Below are 21,979 nucleotides of genomic sequence, written 5' to 3'. Positions count from 1 at the left end.
CCCATGATTTCAGTTTCCGACCTCACCTTCCGCATGCAGGGGCGCCCGCTTTTTGAACAGGCCGGCGTGTCGATCGATGCCGGCTCGAAAACCAGCCTGGTCGGCCGCAACGGAACGGGCAAGACAACCCTGTTCAAGCTGATTACCGGCGAGTTGCAGCCTGAGACCGGTGATATCCGCATTCCCAAGGGCGCCCGGATCGGCCAGGTGGCGCAGGAAGCGCCGGGTACACAAACAAGCCTGCTGGAGACGGTGCTTGAAGCCGATGTCGAGCGCAACCGGCTGATGGCGGAAGCCGAGACCGCGACCGACGCCAACCGGATTGCCGAAATACACATGCGGCTGGCCGATATTGGCGCCCATTCCGCCGAAGCCCGCGCCGGGGCGATCCTTGCCGGGCTCGGGTTTGACGCCGCCGCCCAGCAACGGCCCTGCTCGTCCTTTTCCGGCGGCTGGCGCATGCGCGTCGCGCTGGCAGCGGTGCTGTTTGCCGAGCCCGATCTGCTGCTGCTGGACGAACCGACCAACTATCTCGATCTTGAAGGCGCGCTGTGGCTTGAAAACTACATCGCGCGCTACCGCCACACGGTCATCATCATCAGCCATGACCGCGACCTGCTCAACAAGGCGTGCAACACCATCGTGCATCTGGAACACCGGAAGCTGACGCTTTACCGCGGCAATTACGACACCTTTGAGCGCACCCGGTCAGAACGGCTCATCCTGCAAATGAAGATGAAGGAAAAGCAGGACGCCCAGCGCAAGCACATGGAAGCCTTCATCAACCGTTTCAGGGCCAAGGCATCGAAGGCACGCCAGGCGCAAAGCCGTATCAAGGCCTTGGAAAAGATGAAGGAAATCGCCGTCGCCACCGATGAAAGAGTGGCGCCGCTGTCCTTTCCCAGTCCCAAAAAACAGGCCGCCTCGCCGATCATAAACCTGTTCGACGTCGCGGTCGGTTATGAACCGGGAAACCCGGTGCTCTCGCGGCTTTCCCTGCGCATCGATGCCGACGACCGCATCGCGCTGCTGGGGGCAAACGGCAATGGCAAGTCGACCTTCGCCAAGCTGATTTCCGGCCGGCTTGCTGCCGAAAGCGGCAACGTCACCCGGGCCGACAAGCTGCGCGTTGCAATGTTCGCCCAGCATCAGCTCGATGACCTCGTTCCCGAGCAATCGGCTTATGAGCATGTGCGCAAGCTGATGCCCGGTGAAGCGGAAGGCAAGATACGCGGGCGCGTTGCGCGCATGGGGCTTTCCTCGGAAAAAATGGATACCAGGGCGAAGGATCTTTCCGGCGGCGAACGGGCGCGCCTGCTGCTGGGCCTCATCACGTTCGAGGCGCCGCATCTGCTCATCCTGGATGAACCGACCAACCACCTGGACATCGACAGCCGCGAACAGCTCGTCATGGCGCTCAACGACTATGAGGGCGCGGTGATCCTGATCTCCCATGACCGCCATCTGGTGGAAGCGAGCGCCGAACGGCTGTGGCTTGTCGCCAAGGGCGGTGTTGCGCCCTATGACGGCGACATGGAAGATTACAAGCGGCTGATCCTGAAGGGTGAGGAAGCGGAGGCAAAACACCGCAAGGCAAAGCAGGAGATTGCCGAGCCGGTCAACAAGGCAGCGAAGCGAAAACAAGCCGCCGTCAGCCGCTCCGGGCACGATGCGGTGCGCAAACGCGTCAAACAGCTTGAGGCCATCATGGCGAAGGCGGAAGCTGCGATCGGCAAGCTCGACAAAATGCTGGCAACGGCATCCACCAACCGGGAAACGGAGAAAATCCGCGAACTTGCCACCAAAAAGGCGGAGGCGGAGCGCCGGCTGGTCGAGGTCGAGGAGGAATGGCTGGAGCTTTCCGCCGAGCTGGACGGGGCATGAAGACTTCCGCACGCGCCGATCACTTCAATGCGTCCCCGATAGCGTTACGCGCTTCCAGGATGACGATTGCTGGTTCGTTCCCTCGACCGTCATCCCGGACGGCCGCGGGCCGAGCCGGGACCTATTGTGCCTGTGCGAATGCAAGGCCTTTGGTCGTTCTCCTCAAAGCAGCGGATAAAGATCGTCCCATTCTGGATTGATCCCTTCGATCAATTCGGTTTTCCAACGCTGGGCGACAATTGGAGCAGGGCCACAATGTCCGCATCCTTCGCCCCGCCCTACTGGCGCCCCCAGCGGCGGGCTCGCGCTTTTGCCTTGCGCGCTTTCTTGCGGCGGCGTGCCGAGAACAGGTAAAGCAATGTCCCGATGGCGAAAATGCCAAGCCCGGCGGACGTGAAGCTGTAATCAGCAGCCTGTGCATTACCAACAATTTCGGCTTCCATCCGTGCAAGATTGATGTCGCCGCCGGTCAACAGGCGTACCGAAAGGGTGTGGGTGCCGCCGGCCAGCACATCGAATTCCGGCAGGGAGATGAAAAGATGCTCCGACGCCGTTGTGCTGTTGGGATTTTCCTCGCGCACACCAAGCTGGAACTCACCGGAAAGAACCGGCCCCTGCGGCCCTGTCATTTCAACGAAAACCGGAAGGGTGGAAGGCATGTTGGTGGTGCCGGAGATGAGCGTGCCCTTAAGGCGGATGCGGTAGGGGCCGCCAGCTTCCGTCAGGTCGGTGTCGTGATCCTTCCAGCCATCGCGCCAGCCGCCTGAGGCACGGTCAAAGACAGTGGCAGTTTCGACGGTCTTGCCGGCGAAGTCCGTTTGATAAAGCGGCAGCGCAAACGCGATTGCGAGCCCCAAGAGAATCAACACTACCGAAAGAAACCGCATAAAGCCTTCCCTGCCCGTTCGCCCATGTCTCACGTCACCTGGGTCACACGCCGCCAGTGGGTGAAGGCATGGGGGATCACCCGTGCCGGCCTGTCCGCCGTTGCCGCTTTTTCAACGGTAAAGCGCGTTTCAGTGATGCGTTCAAATCCGAGCGCGGCAAAACAGTCAAGTCTGGATTCTTCCAATGGCCAGGGCGGGCCATCCACGGGCGCTCCATCCTTGCGCCAGCGGGTATAAACCAGCAGGTCGGCGCCGGGCGCTGCCAGTGCGGCAATTGCCGCCGCGGTTTTTCCCAGCATTTGTGGCGGCAATGCCTGCAGGGTGAAACACTCATGGACAAGATCGAAATTTTTCAGCCACTTTTCAGGCGGCGCAAACAGGTCAGCCTGACAGTACTTCACCGGACTTTCGGGGAAGCGCCTTTTTGCCCAGTCGATGGCATCCGCCGACAGGTCAAAGGCAGTCGTTTCATAACCTGCCGCAGCCATGGCCTCGGCATTGTCGCCAAGGCCGCAGGCGATGTCGACAGCGCTTGGAACCGGGCTTGAGGTACTTGCGGAACTGATTCCGGGGTTTTCCCTAAGCCATTGCACCAATTCGTCTTTTGGCTTCATGTCTGCCCATGGAACGTAGGCTGCATCGCCTGCTGCCTGGACATAGACATCGTTGAAGAACGCCGTGCGCTCGGGCTGGCTGTGCACCTTGCCGCGATCAAGCGCGTTTACTTTTTCCCTGGCCGCTTCGCGCCGTTTTGGAAATTCGGGATCGTCCCGGCCGGCTTTCGCTTCGCCTGGTTTCGGCGTGTCGCTTACAGGCACTTTCGTCACGCCTTGCGCTCCCAGCTTCCACCAGGTTTCTGCTGCCAGTAGGTGATGTCGTGGCCGTTTTCCTTTTCCGCTTTCCAGCACTCGCGCGCCTGTTCGATGGCGGCTGCATCATGGCCGTCAAAGAGATAGACCCCCCGTTCATAACCCTCCAGGGAGTGTGCAACGGCGCCGTCGACCAGGAACCGAATGGCGGCACCGTTGGGGTTTTCATCATCCGTGGTAAGAAAAACCGGCTGGTATTTTGCGTAAGCGTCATCGGCGGCCGAATGCGCCAGGAATGCATCGTCGCGCCAGGTCCACAACAGGGAATCCAGCGCTTCGACCCGCTCTTTCGATCCGGCCTGCACCACGGCGCGCCAGCCGCGCTCAAGGCTTTTTTCCAGCAGGCCCGGCAAGGTCTGTTCCAGGGTGCGTTCGGTCAGGTGGTAGAAGAGAACTTCGGTCATCTCCTGCTGTTTTCTGTGTCCCTTATTCGTAGCTGTTGGCAACCAGCCGGTCGAGCAGCCGCACCCCGAAACCCGACGACCAGCCCTGGCTGTATTCGTTTTTGGGAGAGCCCATGGCCGTGCCGGCAATATCAAGATGCGCCCATGGCGTATCCTTGACGAAACGCTGCAGAAACTGGGCAGCCGTGATCGAGCCGGCCATGCGCCCGCCGATGTTCTTCATGTCGGCGTTTTTCGAATCGATCAGCTTGTCGTAATCCTTGTCGAGCGGCATGCGCCAGACCCGCTCGCGCGTATCCATTCCCGCCTCAACCAGGCGCTCGGACAATTCATCGTCGTTGGAGAACAGGCCGGCATGGGCATTGCCCAGTGCGATGATGATGGCGCCGGTCAAGGTTGCCAGATTGACCATGAATTGCGGCTGGAACTTCTCCTCGCAATAATCGAGGAGGTCGGCCAGAACGAGACGGCCTTCAGCGTCGGTGTTGAGCACCTCGATGGTCTGGCCGGAGCGCGAGGTAACGATGTCGCCGGGACGCTGGGCATTGCCGTCCGGCATGTTTTCCACCAGGCCGATAATGCCCACCGCATTGACCTTGGCCTTGCGGGCAGCAAGGGCATGCATCACGCCGCTGACGGCAGCCGCGCCGCCCATGTCGCCCTTCATGTCCTCCATGCCGGCCGCCGGCTTGATGGAAATGCCGCCGGTGTCGAACACGACGCCCTTGCCTACAAAGGCAACGGGCTTGTCCCTGGCCTTGCCGCCCTTCCATTCGATAACGGCAACCCGCGCCGGCCGCACCGATCCCTGTGCGACGCCCAAAAGTGCGCCCATCTTTTCCGTCTTCAGCTTTTTCTCATCGAGAACGGTAACCGTGCAGCCCAGTTTCTTCAGGCTTTCGGCTTTCTTGGCAAATTCCACCGGGCCCAGCATGTTGGCCGGCTCATTGACCAGATCGCGTGCGAACATGACGCCGCCAGCGATCGCCTGGGCCTGTTTTACCGCCTTGCGAAGCGCCGAATCGCTGCCGGAAACCAGCGTGAGGGCGACTTTCTTCTTTTCGTCTTTCTTTTTGGTGCGATAGGCATCGAACTCATAGGCCCGCAATGTCGCGCCCATGGCGATGCCGGCTGCCTCCTGCGCTTCAAGCGCTCCCCGCTCACCATCAAGATCGGTGGCGATGGTCGCCGAGGTGGTTTTTCCAAGGGCAGCGAATACCTTGCCGCCTGCCTTGAGCCAGGTTTCCTCGTTCCATTCCTCCGGCTTTCCAAGGCCGGCAATCAATATCCGGTCAAGGCCCGCTGCCGGGGCCAGCACATTGACCAAGGCACCCGCCTTGCCGTCAAAGCCGGCGACCTTGATTGCCCGGGCAAGACGCCCGTCTGCATCGAAAGGCCCGGCGGAAGGGGGCAGCGCACCATCCTGCGGCACGAAAAACACGAGCGCGCCCTTGGGTTTGCCGATGGATTTGGCGATTGCGACACCGGGTAACTTGGCCATGTAACTTCCTTCAATCCTTCTGCCTTCAGGCGCTGGGATAGCCAGCGCCGCATGCAAGGGATAAGGCGCGAAAAGGATTATGCAAGTGGCGTGAAGGCAACACTGCTTCAAAAAACGTTTAACCGGCTGTTAACTGCCTTCTTTCGCCCATTTTTAGCCAATTCGCTGTTTACTGGTTAACCAGCCGCTAACCTTTTGAAATCCGCTCATGCCCGGAACGGCCTGCGGTGCTGAATTCGGCCTTTTTTGGCAGTTAATCTGCAGGTGGCGGGAGCGGACCGGAGCCGGAGCGGCCAACGGGCCGCCAAAAGTTGGGCACCATCGCGGGAACAGGCGGAAACGCCGGAAAAAAAGAGGGGACGGCCAGCCGGCGCCATGAGACTGATCGAGCGCTACATATTCCGCAAAGCCGGTATCGCGACCCTTGCGATTTTGCTGTCGCTGGCAGGCGTGGTCTGGATTGTCCAGGCGCTTGGAAAGATCGATATCATCACGGCCAAGGGCCAGTCGCTGCAATCTTATTTCATGGCAACGACGCTGGTCATTCCGATGCTGTTTCTGGCGGTTATTCCCGTTGCCCTGCTGCTTGGCACGGTGGCGACCGTCAACACGCTCAATTCCAATTCCGAACTGGTGGTTATCAATGCGAGCGGTGCCTCAAACCGAATCGTGTTGAAGCCGTTTTTGGTGCTCGCGCTGATCTGCTCGCTGTTTACCGGTTTTGTCGGCCATTTCGTGATTGCCTGGAGCCTGACCTCGCTGAAAACCTACAAGCGGGAGATGGCTGCCGACCTTGTCTCGATCCTGGTCAAGGAGGGCGATTTCACCCAGGTCGAAAAAGGGCTGACCATCCACATCGCCAAGCGGCTGCCCGATGGCAGGCTGGGCGGCATTCTGATTTCCGACGACCGCACGCCCGAGCAGCAGCAGACATTCCTGGCGCGTGAAGGGGCGCTGTCGCGCAGCGACCAGGAGGCAATCCTCTATCTTCGCGATGGCGAGATCCTGCAGAAGAACCTTTCCGACAATTCCTCTTCCGTCATCCGTTACGACAGTTACGCGTTTGACCTCGACACCCTGTCGGCCAAGGACAAGAGCTTCAAGCAGCGCCCCAAGGAACGCATCACGCCGGAATTGCTGTTTCCCGACCCCGATGACAGCTATTACAAGAAACAGCCGGAGCTTTACACGTCGGAGATCCATCAGCGGTTCTCCGAAATGCTGTGGCCGTTTGCCTATGTGATGGTGATTTTGGCGTTCTGCGGCCAGGCGCGCTCAAGCCGCCAGGGCTATGGTTCCGCCATTGCAAGCGGCATGATCCTGCTGCTGGTCTTGCGCGGATTTGCGTTCTCGGCCGCCAGTTCCATCAAGGCCAATGAATCGATGGCGATGTTTTTGTACATCATCCCGCTTGGTGCCATCGCCTATGCCGGTTACTACCTCTACCAGAACCGCCAGATCGGCGTGCCGCGGCGCCTGCAGCCGGTTCTCGAGCGGGCGAGCCTACGCAGCGAAGCCTGGCTGAAAGCCCAGAACGAGCGCTATCTTGCCTGGCGCCGCAAGCTGGCCGGGGTGGCATCATGATCGGCCCTACCCTGTTTCGCTATATCGCCTGGCGCTTTACCAAGGCGCTGTTGGCCATGATGGCGCTGCTGCTTTTCCTGATTGTTACGGTGGATTTCATCGAGGGCCTGCGAAAGCTCAACGACCAGATCGATGTCAGCGCCGGGCAGGTCTATCTGATTTCGCTGTATACGGCGCCGTTCTTCATCGACAAGGCGTTTCCCTTCGCATGCCTGTTTGCGACCATGATCACGCTGTTTCAGCTTAACCAGAAGATGGAACTGGTGGTGGCGCGGGCAGCGGGCGTATCGGTTTGGCAGTTTCTGCTGCCCATTGGCGCAGCGGCCTTCGCCATCGGGGTATTTGCCGCTACCGTCTACAATCCCGCGGCGATCAGCTTCTACCAGAAGAGCCTGGACATGAAGGCCGAACTCTTCGGAAGGAAGGTTGAAACCAACGCCAAAACCGTCAGCGGTTTCTGGATGCGCCAGGATGACGGCGCGGGCAAAAGCACCGTCATCAACGCGAAACTCGCCCGCCAGGGCGGCACCCAGCTCGACGGCGTTCGGATGCTGCGGTTCGACGGGGATGGTGCCATCTATTCGCGCATTGAAGCGGCAAGTGCAGAACATCACGGCGACCGCTGGAAACTGATGGATGTTTCGATCACCGATTCTCAGCAGAAAACCCTTCAGACGGCCAGCCATGAGGTGGAAACCAACCTCTCCGCGCAGTACCTGCTGGGAGTGAGCGGAGATGCGGATTCAACCGGCTTCTGGGACCTTCGAAAAACCGCCGAACGCATCCGGCTTTCCGGCCTTAACCATCTTCCCTATCTTGTTCAGTTTCATAACCTTTTGGCCCTTCCTCTGTTCCTTATCGCAATGGTATTCATAGCGGCCAGCGCATCGTTGCGTTTCGTGCGTTCAGGCCAGGCCGGAAAGCTCATTTTGGGTGGCATTTTGGGCGGGTTCGTGCTTTATGCATCGACAAGACTGGTGACATCTTTGGGGAGTAACGGCATCGTGCCGCCGCTGTTGGCTGCATGGTCGCCGTCTTTAGTAGCTGTTTTGTTTGGAATGAGCATTCTGTTGTATCAGGAGGACGGCTGATGGCTGCCCCCGGATACCTATTGCGCGGCTGCTTTGCGGACCGGCCCATTGCGCCCTGTGCCCCTGCGCAGGGCGGGGTGTTTCGTGCGTCCAGCAGAACGGTATTTGTCCTTGCAGCAGCGCTGGCGCTTTCCACCGCCATCGGCGCGGTCACCACGGCAACCCCCTCCCTGGCGCAGGTTTCCGGCGAGACGCTGTTTGGCGAGGCTTCGCAGTCGCCCCAGGCACAGATGCTGCTGGAATCCGACGAGCTGGTTTACGACGACACCAACAACACGGTGGCCGCCGTCGGCAATGTGCAGATCGCCTATGACGGGTATACGCTGGTTGCCGAGCGGGTAACCTACGACCGGGCCAGCGGGCGCGTCCTTGCCCAGGGTGCGGTGGAGATCGTCGAGCCGAACGGCAACCGGGTCTTTGCCCAGGAAATCGATGTCACCGACGATTTCCAGAACGGCTTTGTTTCCGCCCTGCGGGTCGAGACACCGGAGAATACGCGCTTTGCCGCCGAAAGTGCCGAACGGCGCGACGGGCAGGTGGCGATCTTCAACAATGGCGTCTACACCGCCTGCGAACCGTGCCGCGACAATCCGGCCAAGCCGCCCTTGTGGCAAATCCGCGCCGACCGGGTGATCGTCAACAATGCGGCCAAGACGGTTTCCTACGAAGGCGCCAGTTTCGAACTGTTCGGCAAGCCGATCGCCTATCTGCCCTATTTTTCCCATGCCGATCCCTCGATCCGGCGCAAGTCCGGCTTCCTGCCGGTGCGCCCGCGGGCATCCGACGAACTGGGCTATAGTGGCGGCGTTTCCTACTTCTGGGCCATGGCGCCCAATTACGACCTCACGCTCACCGGCAAATACTATTCCAAGCAGGGTTTTCTGGGCGAAGCCGAATGGCGCCACCGCACGCATCTGGGCGAATACAATTTGCGCGTCGCGGGCATCGACCAGCAGGACCAGCGGGCGTTCGACAGCGGGGATATCGACCGGATGGAAGATGAACGCGGCGCGATCATGTCCACCGGCCGTTTCAGTCTCAATCCGCGCTGGAAGTTCGGATGGAACGTGCTGGCGCAAAGTGACGGCAATTTCGCCCGCACCTACGACCTCGATGATTATTCGAGCCGCGAGATCACCAATGAGGTCTATCTTACCGGCCTTAACGGCAAGAACCATTTTGACCTGAGAGCGCAGAAATTCCTGATCCAGGATGATGGCGCGAACCAGATCACCATCGACGATATTGACCTGGCCGGAAATCAGGACCTTTACCCCGGCAATGACCTGCGCCAGGAGCAGCAGGCGCGCCTGCTGCCCTCTTTCGACTACAATCTGGTTTCCGGCAATCCGGTTGCCGGCGGGCAGGTTTCCCTCGACATGAACGTCGCCAGCGTTTTCAGAAGCAAGTCCGACATCGTCAACTACGATGAGGGCGCCGGCATTACCGGCACCGATGAGCGGTTCCACGGGATCGAAGGCAAATACACCCGCGCCAGCGCGGAAGCCGAATGGAAGGCTTCCAGCATTCTCAACGGCGCCATGGTTACCACTTCGCTGAGCGCACGCGGCGACGGCATGTGGGTCGATACCGACAAGCTCAACTCCGAATACAATCCGCTGACCAGCAATGAGGAAATCTGGCGCGGCATGCCGGCGGCGATGCTGGAAATCCGTTATCCGCTGATTGCCAATGACGGCCTTGCCTCCCATCTGTTCGAGCCGATTGCACAGGTTATCGTGCGGCCCGACGAAACCCATATCGGCGAATTCCCGAACGAGGATGCCCAGAGCTTCGTCTTCGACACCACAAATCTCTTCGAGCGCGACAAGTTCTCGGGCTTTGACCGGGTCGAAGGCGGCACGAGGGCAAATGTCGGCTTGCGCTATTCGATGAGCTTCCAGAACGGTGCCAGCATCAACGTGGCGGCCGGGCAATCCTTCCATCTTGCCGGAAAGAACTCATTCTCCCAGCGCGATCTGGTCAATGCGGGGCTCGAAAGCGGGCTTGAAAGCGACAAATCGGATTATGTGGCTTCGGTCGATGTCAATTCGGGCGCCGGCCTGAAGCTGGGCCTGTCGGGCAGGTTTGACGAAAAAACCGCGGAACTGCGGCGGGGTGAAGCCGGCATTTCCTATGCCGATCCGGTTTTCGCAGCATCGGCATCCTACATCTTCATCGACAAACAGCCCAATTACGGCTTTGACGATGACCGCCATGAGGTGCGCGGCTCGGCCAGCGTCAAACTGAACGACTATGTCCGGCTGTTCGGCAGCGCCGCATTCGATGTCAGAAACAGCGAAATGTTCTCGCGCAGCGTCGGCATCGCCTATGACGACAGCTGCACCTCGATATCGGTGGCCTATCAGGAAACCGATGACCGCTATAGCGGTGACTCGGTGGAACGTTCCGTCATGTTCCGCCTAGGGCTGCGGACCATCGGCCAGACCGAGTACAAGCGGGTGCTGTACGAGGAAGAGGACTTCTAGGCTAATCCAACGTCGCCGAATTTGTCATTTTGATCAAAGTTTTGCCGCATCCGCACTTCAATAGTCAGCGCCGCCTACCGCAATGCGTGGCGGAAACACCAGAACAGAAAGCACCGGGGCAACCGACACGACAATGCGCAAGGTCATGGATATTCCGATGAATTGCACGCTGAGGCGATGCGTGCGTTCTGCCCGCATGCTTCGGGCGGGTGTTCTGCTGGCGTTTTTGCCCCTGGCACTTGCTGCCTGCAACACGCCCACCAGTGCCGTGGAAGAGGCCGGAACCCAGCCGCAGCAGGCACAGCAGCCGGCAGCCGGCGGAAGCGAAGAAACCGTTGAGGGTGAAACCCAAAGCGAAGCAAAATCCGCCAATATCATCCACCGCCAATCGACGGTCACCCAGAAGGGCACCAACATCAAGGCGGTGGTGAACGGACAGCCGATCACCAATTACGATGTCCAGCGCCGGGCCTCCTTTCTGCGCCTGCGCCGGGTAGGCGGCGACCGCAACGCCAAGGCGCTTGAGGAACTGGTCGATCAGACCATCAAGATGCAGGAAGCACGGCGCCGCAATTCGCTCGCCAGCAGCAGGGAGGTTGACGAGGCCTATGCCCGGTTTGCCAAGTCCAACCGCATGAACACAAGCCAGCTCAATCAGCTGCTCAGTCAGGCAGGCGTTACCAGCAGCCACTTCAAGAGTTTCATCCGTGGCCAGATGAGCTGGCAGCGGGCAGTTTCCCAGAAATTCAGAAGCGAGACGACGGCCAAGTCATCCCAGGACGCGCTGTTCGAAATTCGCCAGTCCGGCGGCGACAAGCCCGAGACGACGGAATATCTTATCGAACAGACCATTTTTGTCGTACCCGGCAACCGCGCCAGCGACAAAGGCTACATCGCCCAGCGCCGCAAGGATGCCGAGGCGTTCCGCAAGCAATTCATCCGCTGCGATGAAACCGTCAAACAGGCGGCCGGCATGCGGGATGTGACGGTGCGCAAGCTGCCGCGCGTGCTGGAACCGCAACTGCCGGAGCGGTGGGCGGACGAACTGACCGCCCTTGCCGAAGGCGGCGTTACCGAGGTCAAAAAAACCGATCGCGGCATTGAGTTTCTGGCCATCTGCAAAAAGCAGAGCGTAAACGACGACATGGCGGCTCAGGTCATGTCGCAGGCCAAGGAGTTCGAATCCTTCAACGAGCGCGGCAGTGAAATCGCGGATAACTATCTTGCCGAACTCAAGTCCAAAGCCCAGATCATCTACCGCTAGGGGCAGACCCGGTGATCTTCCGGTTGCCGTCAGCCTTGGCGAGCCGGCCGGCATCGGCCCTGAGGTTATCCTCAAGGCCTGGCTTGCGCGCCGGGAAGAAGCATTGCCACCCTTCATTGTGGTGGGCGATGCTGGTTTTCTGAAGCAGTTGGCGGAGAAACTGTCGCTGAATGTGCCGGTTCGCCCGTGCGAAGCTGAAGCCGCAGCAGAGGCGTTCGATAGCGCCCTGCCCGTGTACCAGACCGGCGCAGCGCTGAAGGCAGCGCCCGGCAGGCCGCATGCCGATGACGCAGTTCACGTTGTGGAGTTCATCCGGACCGGCGTTGATCTGGTACTGGCCGGAAAGGCAAGCGCACTCACCACCGCCCCCATCAACAAGCATGCCCTTTATGCGGCGGGTTTTGAGCACCCCGGCCATACCGAGTTTCTCGGCGAACTGGCGCAGCAGCACACCGGTAGCACCGTGCATCCGGTGATGATGCTTGCCGGACCGCAACTGCGCACGATACCGGTCACCGTGCACATCGCCCTGAAGGAGGTGCCGGCCGCGCTTACCGCCGAAGCCATTGTCACCACCTGCCGTATCGCCGCCAAAGACCTTGCCGCGCGCTTTGCCATTACCGCACCAAGACTTGCCGTCAGCGGGCTTAACCCCCACGCCGGAGAGGCGGGCGCCATGGGTAAAGAGGACGACACCATCGTCCGCCCGGCCATCGAAGCGCTCCAGGGTGAAGGCATCGATGCCTTTGGTCCGGTTCCTGCCGACACCCTGTTTCATGCAGCAGCACGCCGCCGGTATGATACGGCCATCTGCATGTATCACGATCAGGCACTGATCCCCGTCAAGACGCTTGCCTTCGACGATACCGTCAACGTGACGCTCGGCCTGCCGTTTGTCCGCACCTCACCGGACCACGGGACTGCCTTCGACATTGCCGGCACGGGCACGGCGAACCCTGCCAGCATGATTGCCGCCCTGCGCATGGCGGGAGCGATGGCGAAAAATGCCGTGCCTGTTTCCGGGGACAGGGCGTGAGCGGACAAATCGACAACCTGCCGCCGCTGCGGGATGTAATCGCCCGCCATGGGCTGAGGGCAAAAAAGGCATTGGGGCAGAACTTTCTGCTCGATCTTAACCTGACGGCCCGGATTGCCCGCCAGGCAGGTCCCCTTGAAGGCCATGATGTAGTCGAGGTTGGGCCGGGGCCGGGCGGCCTGACGCGGGCGCTTCTGGCAGAAGGTGCAAGACAGGTCATCGCTGTGGAAAAGGACCCGCGCTGCCTGCCGGCACTGGCGGAAATCGCCGGCCGGTATCCGGGCCGTCTAAAGGTTGTGGAAGGCAATGCGCTGGAAGCAGACCTTCCCTCGATGGTAAGGCCGCCAGCCCGCATCATCGCCAATCTGCCTTATAATGTGGCCACGCCGCTGCTGGCCGGCTGGCTTCTGGCCGAGCCATGGCCGGCGTGGTTTTCCTCCATGACGCTGATGTTTCAGCGCGAGGTGGCCGAGCGTATCTGTGCAGCGCCCGGATCGAAAAGCTACGGGCGGCTGTCCGTGCTTTCGCAATGGCGCTGCGAGGCGGCCATTGCCTTTGAGGTCAGCCCGAAAGCATTCACCCCACCGCCAAAGGTCACTTCTGCGGTGGTGGTCCTGTATCCGAGGGAAAATCCCCTGCCCTGTACGGCCGATGCGTTGCAGCGCGTCACCCAGGCAGCCTTCGGCCAGCGGCGCAAAATGCTGCGCCAGTCACTCAAGCCGATCGGCGGAGCGCCGCTGCTGGAAAAGGCGGGCATTGAACCGGAGCGCCGGGCCGAAACGCTCGATATCGCGGAATTTGTGGCGCTGGCCAATGCGCTGAAAAGCTGAGCCCCCCAGTTCATCATTTCCCGTTGCCGGTCAGGGTTCTGGCAAAATCATACAGGCCGTGGCGGCGGTCCTGGCGCAAACGCTCTGCGATCAGGATTGATTTTACTTCCTGAAACGCCCGGTCGAGATCATCGTTGATGACCACATAGTCATATTCCTCCCAATGAGGAATTTCCTCCTGGGCGTTCTTCAAACGGCGGGCGATCACGTCTTCGCTGTCTTCGGCGCGGCGCACCAGGCGGCGTTTCAGTTCCTCCATCGAGGGTGGCAGAATGAACACCGAAACCACATCGCCCCGCGCCTTTTCCATCAATTGCTTGCCGCCCTGCCAGTCGATGTCGAACAGCATGTCGCGGCCTTCCTTCATCGCCTGAATGGCCGGATCGCGGGGCGTGCCGTAGAAGTTGCCATGCACCTCGGCCCATTCAAGCAGGGCATCGGAATCGCGCATGCGCTGAAACTCGGTTTCCGAGATGAAACGGTAATGGGTGCCGTCGATTTCGCTGCCGCGCCGCGCACGTGTCGTGACCGATACCGACAGCGTCAAATCCGGAAATGCGTTGAGCATGTTGCGGGCGATGGTGGATTTTCCCGCCCCGAGGGCGAGGAAAGCACCAGCATGACGCCGCGCCGCTCCAGCCTGCCTGCCACTGTTCCAGCCCCTTCCCGATCAGCCAATGTCGCCCCTTCCCCGGTTGGTAATCCTGTTTGCATCAAGGCGGCCAGACCAGTTGCGCCGCTACTGAATGTTTTGCACCTGCTCTTTGAAGCGGTCAATCACCACCTTCATTTCAAGGCCGAAACCGGTTACCGCAACGGCGTTGGACTTGGAACAGATGGTGTTGCATTCACGGTTGAATTCCTGGCTGAGGAAATCGAGCTTGCGGCCCACCGCACCGCCTTCGGCAAGCAGGCTGCGGGCCGATGCTATGTGGGCGATGAGACGGTCTATCTCTTCCTGCAAATCGGCCTTGGTGGCAAGCAGGGCAGCCTCCTGGTGAAGGCGCTGTTCGTCAAGACCATCGGCAGCTTCCATTGCCCTGGCCAGCTGGGTGGCAAGGCGTTCACGAATAGCCTCCGCGCTGCGCGAGGGATCATCGGCAACAGCAAGGGTCAGCCTTTCGATCTCATCGATCTGGCCGGCCAAAACGCCGGCAATCGCCGTGCCTTCCTTTTCCCGGGCCGCTTCAAGGGCAATAACGGCCTCTGAGAAGCTTTCCATCATGGCCTTGCCGCGCGCCTCAGCGGCAGCCGGATCAAGCGGTGCCTCGCGGTATTCGACGACACCGCGAATGGCCAGCAGCGCCTCCATGCCTGCCGGCGGCAGGCCGGTCTGTTCTGAAACCTTGCGGGTGATTTGGCTTGCCGCGGCCAGCGCCTCCTCATTGAGCACGGGCAGGACGGACGCTGCGCCCTCTTCAAGCTGCAGGGAAACCTGGATATTGCCTCTGAGAATGCGCTCGCAAAGCAATTCCCGCAACGCTGCTTCCTCGGCTTCCAGACCTGCAGGCAGGCGGAAACGCACATCGAGCGACTTGCCGTTTACCGACCGTATTTCCCAGACCCAGGAGGTTTCTCCCATCCTGCCCTGGCTGCGGGCAAACCCGGTCATGCTTTGTAAGGCCATGTGCCCCCCGGCGGCTTGGTATGTGCCGTTGAATTAAAACGCCGTGCAGGCCCTACTGGGTCTGCGTGGCGGTGTCTGCGGCCTCCCCGGCAGTGCTTGCAGCTTCTTCAGCCGCAAGCGCGGCCTTGGCCGCCTCTTCCTTCAGCCGCTTTTCGATTGCCCTCCAGCGCGCCACGTTCTGGTTGTGCTCTTCCAGCGTTTTGGCAAAGACATGCCCGCCGGTGCCATCGGCGACAAAAAACAGGTCCTCGGTGCGCGAGGGATTTGCCACTGCCTCCATGGCAGCGCGGCCGGGATTGGCAATGGGGGTCGGCGGCAGGCCGTCGATCTGGTAGGTATTATAAGGCGTTTCACGATCAATGTCGGACTGGAAAATCGGCCGGTCCTTGGGTTTGCCCTGACCGCCGAACAGACCGTAGATGATGGTCGGATCGGACTGCAGGCGCATGCCCTTGTTGAGGCGGTTGATGAACACGCTGGCAACCCTCGGGCGTTCGTCCGCCTTGGCGGTTTCCTTTTCCACGATAGAGGCGAGGATGACCAGTTCCTCCGGTGTCTTGATCGGCAGTCCCTCGATGCGGCGCTCCCAGATCTCGGCAAGCTGGCGCGTCTGCTGGCGCTTCATCTGCTCGATGACTTCCTTGCGTGTCGTGCCGCGCTGAAAGGGATAGGTATCGGGCAGCAGACTGCCTTCTTCCGGCACTTCATCCGGCATTTCCCCTTCCAGCACCGGATGCTCGGCAATGCGCTGCATGGCCTGGAAGCTGGTCAGCCCTTCGGGGATTGTCACCTTGTGGATGATGCCCTTGCCCGAAACGATGGTTTCCATGACCTCGCGCATGCTCATGCGCGGCTTGAAGGCATATTCGCCGGCTTTGAGGGAGCCGGTGTTGCGGGTCGCCTTGACCCCCTGGGTAAAAACGAAATCGCTGGAAATAATGCCCTGGGACTCCAGGGTGGCTGAAATCGCCGACAGGCTGGTGCCTTCCTCGATGACGATTGTCTTGGCGCGCTGCAGCGGGCCCTTTTCCTCGAACCGCAGCTTGCCGAAATAAAATGCCGCCCCCGTGGCGAGTACCAGAAAGACCAGCAGCGACATGCAGAAATTCAAAAACACCACAAACCGGTTGCGTGCCTGGCGCGAACGCCTGGGCGGCGGCGGCACTTCGCGCGGCTGCAGCACTTCCTCGGGCGAGCGCGGGGCGGGGCCGGTATCGTGTGCCGTGTCGTGATTTCCGGCCGGCATTTCACTGCGCCGGCCAAATATCCGCTTGCCGCCATCGCCGTTCTGCAGATCGTTCGGGTCCTGCTCGCTCACGCCGTCTCTCCGTTTAATCCACCGCGAATCGGTACGACCGGCGAATTGCCGCCACAATATCCCAGTTGCCCATGCTGGAAAAACCGCCTTTGGCCCTTTCGGTCATCAGCCGGTCGGTCAGATGCGGTCATCGCCCGTTTTTTCGACCAAATTGTGTTCGCACGGCAGGCAGAACCAGCCGTAAACAGGACTTAATCCGCATTCTTGAAGATCAGCGAGGCATTGGTGCCGCCAAACCCGAATGAGTTGGACAATGCCGCCCGGATTTCACGGCTGCGCGGCTTGTGCGGCACCAGATCGATGGCGGTTTCACGCTCCGGATTGTCGAGGTTGAGTGTTGCCGGCGCCACCTGATCGCGCAGGGCCAGGATGGAGAAAATCGCCTCCACGGCACCTGCAGCCCCAAGCAGATGGCCGATTGCCGATTTTGTGGAAGACATGGAAACGCTACCGGCAGAATCACCCATCAGCCGTTCGGCAGCGCCCAGCTCAATGGTATCAGCCATGGTCGATGTGCCATGGGCGTTGATATAGTCGATGTCGGACGCCTGCATGTTCGCGTTTTTCAGGGCCGCCTGCATGCAGCGCAGCGCACCATTGCCGTCCTCTGCAGGTGCCGTGATGTGAAAGGCATCGCCGGAAAGGCCATAGCCTGCCACTTCGGCATAGATTTTCGCGCCGCGCGCCCTGGCGTGCTCGTATTCTTCCAGCACGACGACGCCGGCGCCTTCGCCCATCACGAAACCGTCGCGGTCGCGGTCATAGGGGCGGGAAGCACGCTGGGGTTCATCGTTGAAATCGGTGGACAGCGCCTTGCAGGCGGCAAAACCGGCAAGGGAAATGCGGCAGACCGGGCTTTCGGTGCCGCCGGCGACCATGACATCGGCATCGCCCAGCATGATCAGCCTTGCTGCATCGCCTATGGCGTGCGCACCGGTGGAACAGGCGGTAACCACCGAATGGTTGGGGCCCTTCAACTGATGCTGGATGGAAACCTGGCCCGACGCCAGGTTGATCAGACGGCCGGGGATGAAGAACGGACTGACACGGCGGGGACCGCGCTCTTCCAGCAGGAGAGCGGTTTCGGCGATGCCCTGAAGGCCGCCAATGCCCGAACCGATGAGCGTGCCGGTGCGGAACTGGTCTTCGTCATTGTCGGGGTGCCAGCCGGCATCATCTAGCGCCTGGGTTGCTGCCGCCATGGCATAGATGATGAAGTCGTCAACCTTGCGCTGTTCCTTCGGCTCCATCCAGTCGTCCGGATTGAACGTGCCGTCGCTGCCATCGCCGCGGGGGATTTCACAGGCAATCTTTGCGGCAATGTCCTCGACTTCAAAACCGGTCACGCGGGCAGCGGCATTGCGCCCTTCCAGCAGGCGCTGCCAGGTTATTTCAGTCCCGCAGCCCAGCGGAGACACCATTCCCAGGCCCGTCACGACTACCCTACGCATCGCCTTCCACTCCCGTCCAACTTTGCAATTTGCCGTTTCTTTCCGCCGGAAGACTGCTGCCCGCCGGCGGGTCAAACGAAATCAGGCGGCCTGCAGGCCGCCTGAAACTTATCACATGGCTGATGACCGTGAAGGGGCCAGCCTTCAGGCCGTCGCCTTTTCCACGTATTTGATCGCATCACCCACGGTCTGGATGTCCTGGGCTGCGTCGTCGGAAATCTCAACACCGAACTCTTCCTCAAAGGCCATCACGAGTTCAACATTGTCCAGGGAATCGGCACCCAGATCATCAATAAAGCTGGCGCTTTCGGAGACCTTGGCGGCATCCACGTCAAGATGCTCCACAACGATTTTCTTGATGCGTTCTGCAACGTCGCTCATTTTCATACCTCAGTCAGGTTCGTGTTTGGCCCTAGTTAAAGGGCATTCACCCGGATATCAAGAGATTGTTGTCTTGGCTGGGCCGGCCGGAAAAAGCTGGCAGTCACCGGGTTTTCGCTTGCTGCCACCGCCGCCCGCACACAGGATGCCTGCCGGTCCAATCATGGCAATTCGCGTGCCGCCTACCACGAAACCGGGCCGCTGCAAAGCAGATTTTGGATGGTTGTGGATGCAGCTCACGTCTCCAGACGTTTTGACAGCAGGGTCAGCACGACGGTCAGGGTGAGCGCGGTGATCGCCGCGGTAAGGGCGGGTGCGAAACTTCCGCTGCTTTCGAACAGGAAGCCGGCAAGGACAGGGCCGATCATCTGGCCAAGGCCGAAGGATGCCGTCATCAGGGCCAGGGCAGCAGCAGCCTTTTGCGGCACCATGGAACGCGCCTTGGCAAGCCCCAGGGCGGTAACCGCCATGAAAGTTGCGCCCAGGGTCAGGCCCGATATCAAAAGGGTTGCGGGCGTTGCATGCCAAAGAAGGAGGAGAATTCCCGCCGCCTCGACAAAACATGCAATGGAATAGGTATAGGCAAGGCCGATGCTGCCGGTCAGGCGGTTCCACGCCCAGATGGACGGAATGCCGGCAAGCCCGACGACGAGCCACACCCAGGGTTCGGCAGGCTGCAGAATCGGATTGGCCTTGGCGATGGTGTTGAGAAAGGTGGCGGAAACCGAATAACCGAAGCCGAAAAAGCCGTATCCGGCAAGCAGAGCCCAAAAGGCAAGGGAAAAGGCCTCCGCTTTGCCAGCCTCCTGGCCGGCCCCGCTGGCAGCAGGTTCGCTGCCTGCGGCGGATGCAGGAAGCAGGACAAGAACGGCAAGCCACAATACCAGCGCAGCAGCACCGGCGGCAAACCACATCCAGGACCAGGACAGCCCGCCTGCCACCAATGCCGGTACAATGAGTGCGGACAACACGATGCCGAAGCCGACCCCGGCGAAATGAACCGATATCAGGCCGGGGCGGTCGTTGTCCTGAAAAATACGCATCACGATGGCAGAGATGAAAATCATCGAGAAGGCACTTGCTGCACCGCCTGCAAAGCGGATCAGGGAAAACGGCAAGAGCCCCAGCCACAGGCCGGACAGCAACAGCGTCATGCCGCAGGCCGGCAGTGCGAGCCAGGCCATCCAGCGATAACGGTGCGCGGAAAAGAAGGGCGCGGAGGCTGCCAGCGCGCCAAGCAGATAGCCGAGGAAATTGGCCCCGGCAGCCAGCCCGCCCTCACCGGCTGTCAGCCTACCTGCCTCCAGCATGGGCGGCAGAACCGGCGTATAGAAAAAACGGCCAAGGCCCATGGCAAGCGCCATGGCGAAAAATCCGGCGAATGCCGCCCTGAGAGCCGGGCTTGAAGTGCCTGCCATTTGCGCGATCCGGCCTGACTGTCCGTTGGGGTCAGATCATCGCCATGCCGCCATTGACGTGCAAGGTCTGGCCGGTGACGTATTTCGCCGCATCGGAAGCAAGGTAGACGGCAGCCGTTGCAATGTCCTCGCCCTCGCCCATTTTCTTCATGGGAATGGCGGACATGATCGCTTCCTTCTGCTTGTCGTTCAGCTTTTCGGTCATGGCCGAAGCGATGAAGCCGGGCGCAATGGCGTTGACGGTAACGTTGCGGCTGGCGATTTCCTGGGCCAGTGATTTGGTAAATCCGATGATGCCGGCCTTGGAAGCGCAGTAGTTTGCCTGGCCGGGATTGCCGGTAACGCCGACGATGGAGGTGATGTTGATGATGCGGCCGGCCTTGCGGCGCATCATCGGATAGGAAATCGCCTTGGTGAGGCGGAAGACGGCGGTCAGGTTGACCCGGATAACGTCGTCCCAGTCATCGTTGGGCATGCGGGCCAGAAGACCGTCGCGGGTAATGCCGGCATTGTTGACCAGAATGTCGACGCCCTCCATTTCCGCCTCGGCCTTCTCGCCAAGCGCATCGACCGCCTCCAGGTCGGAAAGGTTGGCAGGCAGTACCAGGGTACGCTCACCCAGTTCGCTGGCAAGCGCGTTCAGCTTTTCCTCCCGCGTTCCATGCAGGCCGACAACAGCGCCGCCGGCGTGAAAGGTACGGGCAATCGCCTCGCCGATGCCGCCGCTGGCGCCGGTCACAAGCGCCTTCTTTCCGGTCAGGTCAAACATCACAACATTCTCCAATCAACAAACTTCTTGAATTCGTGCCACCGCAACCACGGCAATGGCGTCGGGGATCAGGCGTCCGCACCCAGATAGGCGACAACGTCGTCCGGCGTTCCGACCGCCTTCGAAGCAAGATCGCGATTGATGCGGCGGGCGAGCCCGCTGAGCACCTTGCCGGACCCCACCTCAACCAGCGTTTCAACCCCGTTGGCGGCAAACCATTGCACGGTTTCGCGCCAGCGCACCTGCCCCGTGACCTGCTCGACCAGCCGGGAGCGGATTTCATCGGGATCGGTAATGGGTGCAGCCAGCACGTTGGCCACCAGCGGCACCACAGGTGCCTTTACCTCGACCTCGCCCAGCGCCTGCTGCATGGCTTCGGCGGCCGGGGCCATCAGGGCGGAATGGAAAGGGGCGGACACCGGCAGCAGCAATGCGCGCCTGGCGCCTTTTTCGCTTGCCAGGCTCGCGGCCTTTTCGACGGCTTCCTTTTCACCGGAGATCACCAGCTGGCCGCCGCCATTGTCATTGGCAATCTGGCATACCCCGTCCTTTGAAGCAGCCTCACAGACGGCTTCGACATCGTCGCGTTCAAGGCCGATGATGGCCGCCATCGCGCCCTTGCCCACGGGGACAGCGGCCTGCATGGCATTGCCCCGGATGCGCAACAGCCTGGCGGTGTCGGCAAGCGAAATGCTGCCTGCCGCGCACAGGGCCGAATATTCTCCAAGCGAGTGGCCGGCAACGCAGGACACGGAAGCAGAAAGGTCGAAGCCTCCTTCTTCAAGCGCCCTCATTGCTGCCATCGAAACCGCCATCAGCGCCGGCTGGGCGTTGGCGGTAAGCGTCAGCGTATCCTCGGGACCTTCAAAGATCACCTTCGACAGCTTCTCGCCAAGCGCTTCATCCACCTCCTCGAAAACCGCCCGTGAGGCGGAATGTGCTTCGGCAAGGGCCTTTCCCATGCCGACCTGCTGGCTGCCCTGGCCTGGAAACGTGAACGCGACTGTCATGGATTGTCACCTGCTGTCGAATGGAACCGGGCCGACGACCAATTCACGTTCGTGCGAAAACGGGACGATGATCGCATCGGCGGGTTTCGATTACGCATTCACGCCCTGACGGTCAACCTGCCAGTTGATGTCAGGCCAGTTGGTGTACGACGCAGCCTGCTTGTGT

At 60.6% G+C, this 21,979-nt stretch carries 18 protein-coding genes and 1 pseudogene; 7 read left to right on the top strand and 12 right to left on the bottom strand.

Annotated elements, in window-relative coordinates; all coding sequences use genetic code 11:
* Positions 1-3: 3 nt before the first annotated feature.
* Entirely contained in the window at positions 4-1,884 is a 1,881-nt protein-coding gene (locus BVL55_RS05135) for an ABC-F family ATP-binding cassette domain-containing protein (RefSeq protein WP_075996008.1), read from the top strand.
* Between the two features lie 278 nt (positions 1,885-2,162).
* Here the strand turns inward: BVL55_RS05135 and BVL55_RS05130 are convergent, their stop codons facing one another.
* Genes BVL55_RS05130 through BVL55_RS05115 form a run of 4 tightly spaced genes read right to left on the bottom strand, consistent with a single transcriptional unit; the run spans position 2,163 to position 5,545 of the window.
* A complete protein-coding gene (locus tag BVL55_RS05130; RefSeq protein ID WP_075996007.1) occupies positions 2,163-2,771 on the bottom strand; it encodes a hypothetical protein in 609 nt (202 codons plus the stop codon).
* Positions 2,772-2,800: 29 nt separating this feature from the next.
* Positions 2,801-3,598, bottom strand: coding sequence for a class I SAM-dependent methyltransferase (locus BVL55_RS05125; protein WP_205410845.1), 798 nt, complete (start codon positions 3,596-3,598; stop codon positions 2,801-2,803).
* A complete protein-coding gene (locus BVL55_RS05120; protein ID WP_075996006.1) occupies positions 3,595-4,044 on the bottom strand; it encodes a DNA polymerase III subunit chi in 450 nt (149 codons plus the stop codon). Before BVL55_RS05120 ends, BVL55_RS05125 begins: the two co-directional genes overlap by 4 nt.
* Before the next feature lie 22 nt (positions 4,045-4,066).
* Positions 4,067-5,545, bottom strand: coding sequence for a leucyl aminopeptidase (locus BVL55_RS05115; protein ID WP_075996005.1), 1,479 nt, complete (start codon positions 5,543-5,545; stop codon positions 4,067-4,069).
* Positions 5,546-5,920: 375 nt separating this feature from the next.
* Here BVL55_RS05115 and BVL55_RS05110 point away from each other — a divergent pair, with 375 nt between their 5' ends.
* From BVL55_RS05110 to rsmA, 6 genes are all read left to right on the top strand, one after another.
* Positions 5,921-7,129, top strand: a complete 1,209-nt coding sequence (locus tag BVL55_RS05110) for an LptF/LptG family permease (RefSeq protein ID WP_075996004.1) — start codon at positions 5,921-5,923, stop codon at positions 7,127-7,129.
* Positions 7,126-8,220: an LPS export ABC transporter permease LptG gene (gene lptG / locus BVL55_RS05105; RefSeq protein WP_083649376.1), complete on the top strand. Its 1,095-nt coding sequence runs from the start codon at positions 7,126-7,128 to the stop codon at positions 8,218-8,220. The genes BVL55_RS05110 and lptG overlap by 4 nt, the downstream gene beginning before the upstream one ends.
* Positions 8,220-10,709, top strand: coding sequence for an LPS-assembly protein LptD (locus tag BVL55_RS05100; protein WP_083649375.1), 2,490 nt, complete (start codon positions 8,220-8,222; stop codon positions 10,707-10,709). Before lptG ends, BVL55_RS05100 begins: the two co-directional genes overlap by 1 nt.
* 181 nt (positions 10,710-10,890) lie before the next feature.
* Complete coding sequence (locus BVL55_RS05095) at positions 10,891-11,973, top strand: SurA N-terminal domain-containing protein (protein ID WP_162841454.1); 1,083 nt, start codon at positions 10,891-10,893, stop codon at positions 11,971-11,973.
* Positions 11,933-13,009 carry a 4-hydroxythreonine-4-phosphate dehydrogenase PdxA gene (gene pdxA, locus BVL55_RS05090; protein ID WP_075996002.1) on the top strand — a complete coding sequence of 359 codons (1,077 nt, stop codon included), beginning with the start codon at positions 11,933-11,935 and terminating at the stop codon, positions 13,007-13,009. The genes BVL55_RS05095 and pdxA overlap by 41 nt, the downstream gene beginning before the upstream one ends.
* A complete protein-coding gene (gene rsmA / locus BVL55_RS05085; protein ID WP_244530594.1) occupies positions 13,006-13,839 on the top strand; it encodes a 16S rRNA (adenine(1518)-N(6)/adenine(1519)-N(6))-dimethyltransferase RsmA in 834 nt (277 codons plus the stop codon). Before pdxA ends, rsmA begins: the two co-directional genes overlap by 4 nt.
* Before the next feature lie 13 nt (positions 13,840-13,852).
* Here the strand turns inward: rsmA and gmk are convergent.
* The 8 genes and pseudogenes from gmk to fabD form a co-directional block, all read right to left on the bottom strand.
* Positions 13,853-14,460, bottom strand: a pseudogene (gene gmk, locus BVL55_RS05080) (guanylate kinase).
* A 118-nt stretch (positions 14,461-14,578) separates the two neighbouring features.
* Positions 14,579-15,466 (bottom strand): YicC/YloC family endoribonuclease, encoded by an 888-nt coding sequence (locus BVL55_RS05075; RefSeq protein ID WP_075996001.1) that lies wholly within the window; start codon positions 15,464-15,466, stop codon positions 14,579-14,581.
* 52 nt (positions 15,467-15,518) lie between these two features.
* The gene (gene mltG, locus BVL55_RS05070) at positions 15,519-16,712 is read right to left on the bottom strand and encodes an endolytic transglycosylase MltG (protein WP_075997914.1); all 1,194 of its coding nucleotides are present in this window, start codon (positions 16,710-16,712) and stop codon (positions 15,519-15,521) included.
* A 263-nt stretch (positions 16,713-16,975) separates the two neighbouring features.
* Positions 16,976-18,235 carry a beta-ketoacyl-ACP synthase II gene (gene fabF, locus BVL55_RS05065; protein ID WP_075996000.1) on the bottom strand — a complete coding sequence of 420 codons (1,260 nt, stop codon included), beginning with the start codon at positions 18,233-18,235 and terminating at the stop codon, positions 16,976-16,978.
* A gap of 144 nt (positions 18,236-18,379) precedes the next feature.
* Positions 18,380-18,616 (bottom strand): acyl carrier protein, encoded by a 237-nt coding sequence (locus BVL55_RS05060; protein ID WP_075997913.1) that lies wholly within the window; start codon positions 18,614-18,616, stop codon positions 18,380-18,382.
* A gap of 236 nt (positions 18,617-18,852) precedes the next feature.
* The gene (locus BVL55_RS05050; protein ID WP_075995998.1) at positions 18,853-20,034 is read right to left on the bottom strand and encodes a YbfB/YjiJ family MFS transporter; all 1,182 of its coding nucleotides are present in this window, start codon (positions 20,032-20,034) and stop codon (positions 18,853-18,855) included.
* A gap of 31 nt (positions 20,035-20,065) precedes the next feature.
* Positions 20,066-20,803 carry a 3-oxoacyl-[acyl-carrier-protein] reductase gene (gene fabG, locus BVL55_RS05045; RefSeq protein ID WP_075995997.1) on the bottom strand — a complete coding sequence of 246 codons (738 nt, stop codon included), beginning with the start codon at positions 20,801-20,803 and terminating at the stop codon, positions 20,066-20,068.
* Positions 20,804-20,871: 68 nt separating this feature from the next.
* On the bottom strand, positions 20,872-21,813 hold the full coding sequence (fabD, locus tag BVL55_RS05040) for an ACP S-malonyltransferase (RefSeq protein ID WP_075995996.1): 942 nt from the start codon (positions 21,811-21,813) through the stop codon (positions 20,872-20,874).
* Between the last annotated feature and the right edge of the window lie 166 nt (positions 21,814-21,979).

This window comes from Salaquimonas pukyongi (assembly GCF_001953055.1).
GTDB classification, from domain to species: Bacteria; Pseudomonadota; Alphaproteobacteria; order Rhizobiales; family Rhizobiaceae; genus Salaquimonas; species Salaquimonas pukyongi.
Note: the sequence above shows the minus strand (reverse complement) of the source record. Positions and strands in the feature narration are given on the sequence as shown.

What these genes read in the sequence shown, in the direction of transcription:
- fabD (WP_075995996.1), bottom strand. Translation starts at nt 21,813, where the DNA reads ATGACAGTCGCGTTCACGTTTCCAGGCCAGGGCAGCCAGCAGGTCGGC.
- BVL55_RS05075 (WP_075996001.1), bottom strand. Translation starts at nt 15,466, where the DNA reads ATGGCCTTACAAAGCATGACCGGGTTTGCCCGCAGCCAGGGCAGGATG.
- BVL55_RS05115 (WP_075996005.1), bottom strand. Translation starts at nt 5,545, where the DNA reads ATGGCCAAGTTACCCGGTGTCGCAATCGCCAAATCCATCGGCAAACCC.
- BVL55_RS05130 (WP_075996007.1), bottom strand. Translation starts at nt 2,771, where the DNA reads ATGCGGTTTCTTTCGGTAGTGTTGATTCTCTTGGGGCTCGCAATCGCG.
- BVL55_RS05050 (WP_075995998.1), bottom strand. Translation starts at nt 20,034, where the DNA reads ATGGCAGGCACTTCAAGCCCGGCTCTCAGGGCGGCATTCGCCGGATTT.
- BVL55_RS05110 (WP_075996004.1), top strand. Translation starts at nt 5,921, where the DNA reads ATGAGACTGATCGAGCGCTACATATTCCGCAAAGCCGGTATCGCGACC.
- lptG (WP_083649376.1), top strand. Translation starts at nt 7,126, where the DNA reads ATGATCGGCCCTACCCTGTTTCGCTATATCGCCTGGCGCTTTACCAAG.
- BVL55_RS05120 (WP_075996006.1), bottom strand. Translation starts at nt 4,044, where the DNA reads ATGACCGAAGTTCTCTTCTACCACCTGACCGAACGCACCCTGGAACAG.
- BVL55_RS05100 (WP_083649375.1), top strand. Translation starts at nt 8,220, where the DNA reads ATGGCTGCCCCCGGATACCTATTGCGCGGCTGCTTTGCGGACCGGCCC.
- fabG (WP_075995997.1), bottom strand. Translation starts at nt 20,803, where the DNA reads ATGTTTGACCTGACCGGAAAGAAGGCGCTTGTGACCGGCGCCAGCGGC.
- BVL55_RS05135 (WP_075996008.1), top strand. Translation starts at nt 4, where the DNA reads ATGATTTCAGTTTCCGACCTCACCTTCCGCATGCAGGGGCGCCCGCTT.
- BVL55_RS05060 (WP_075997913.1), bottom strand. Translation starts at nt 18,616, where the DNA reads ATGAGCGACGTTGCAGAACGCATCAAGAAAATCGTTGTGGAGCATCTT.
- fabF (WP_075996000.1), bottom strand. Translation starts at nt 18,235, where the DNA reads ATGCGTAGGGTAGTCGTGACGGGCCTGGGAATGGTGTCTCCGCTGGGC.
- mltG (WP_075997914.1), bottom strand. Translation starts at nt 16,712, where the DNA reads ATGCCGGCCGGAAATCACGACACGGCACACGATACCGGCCCCGCCCCG.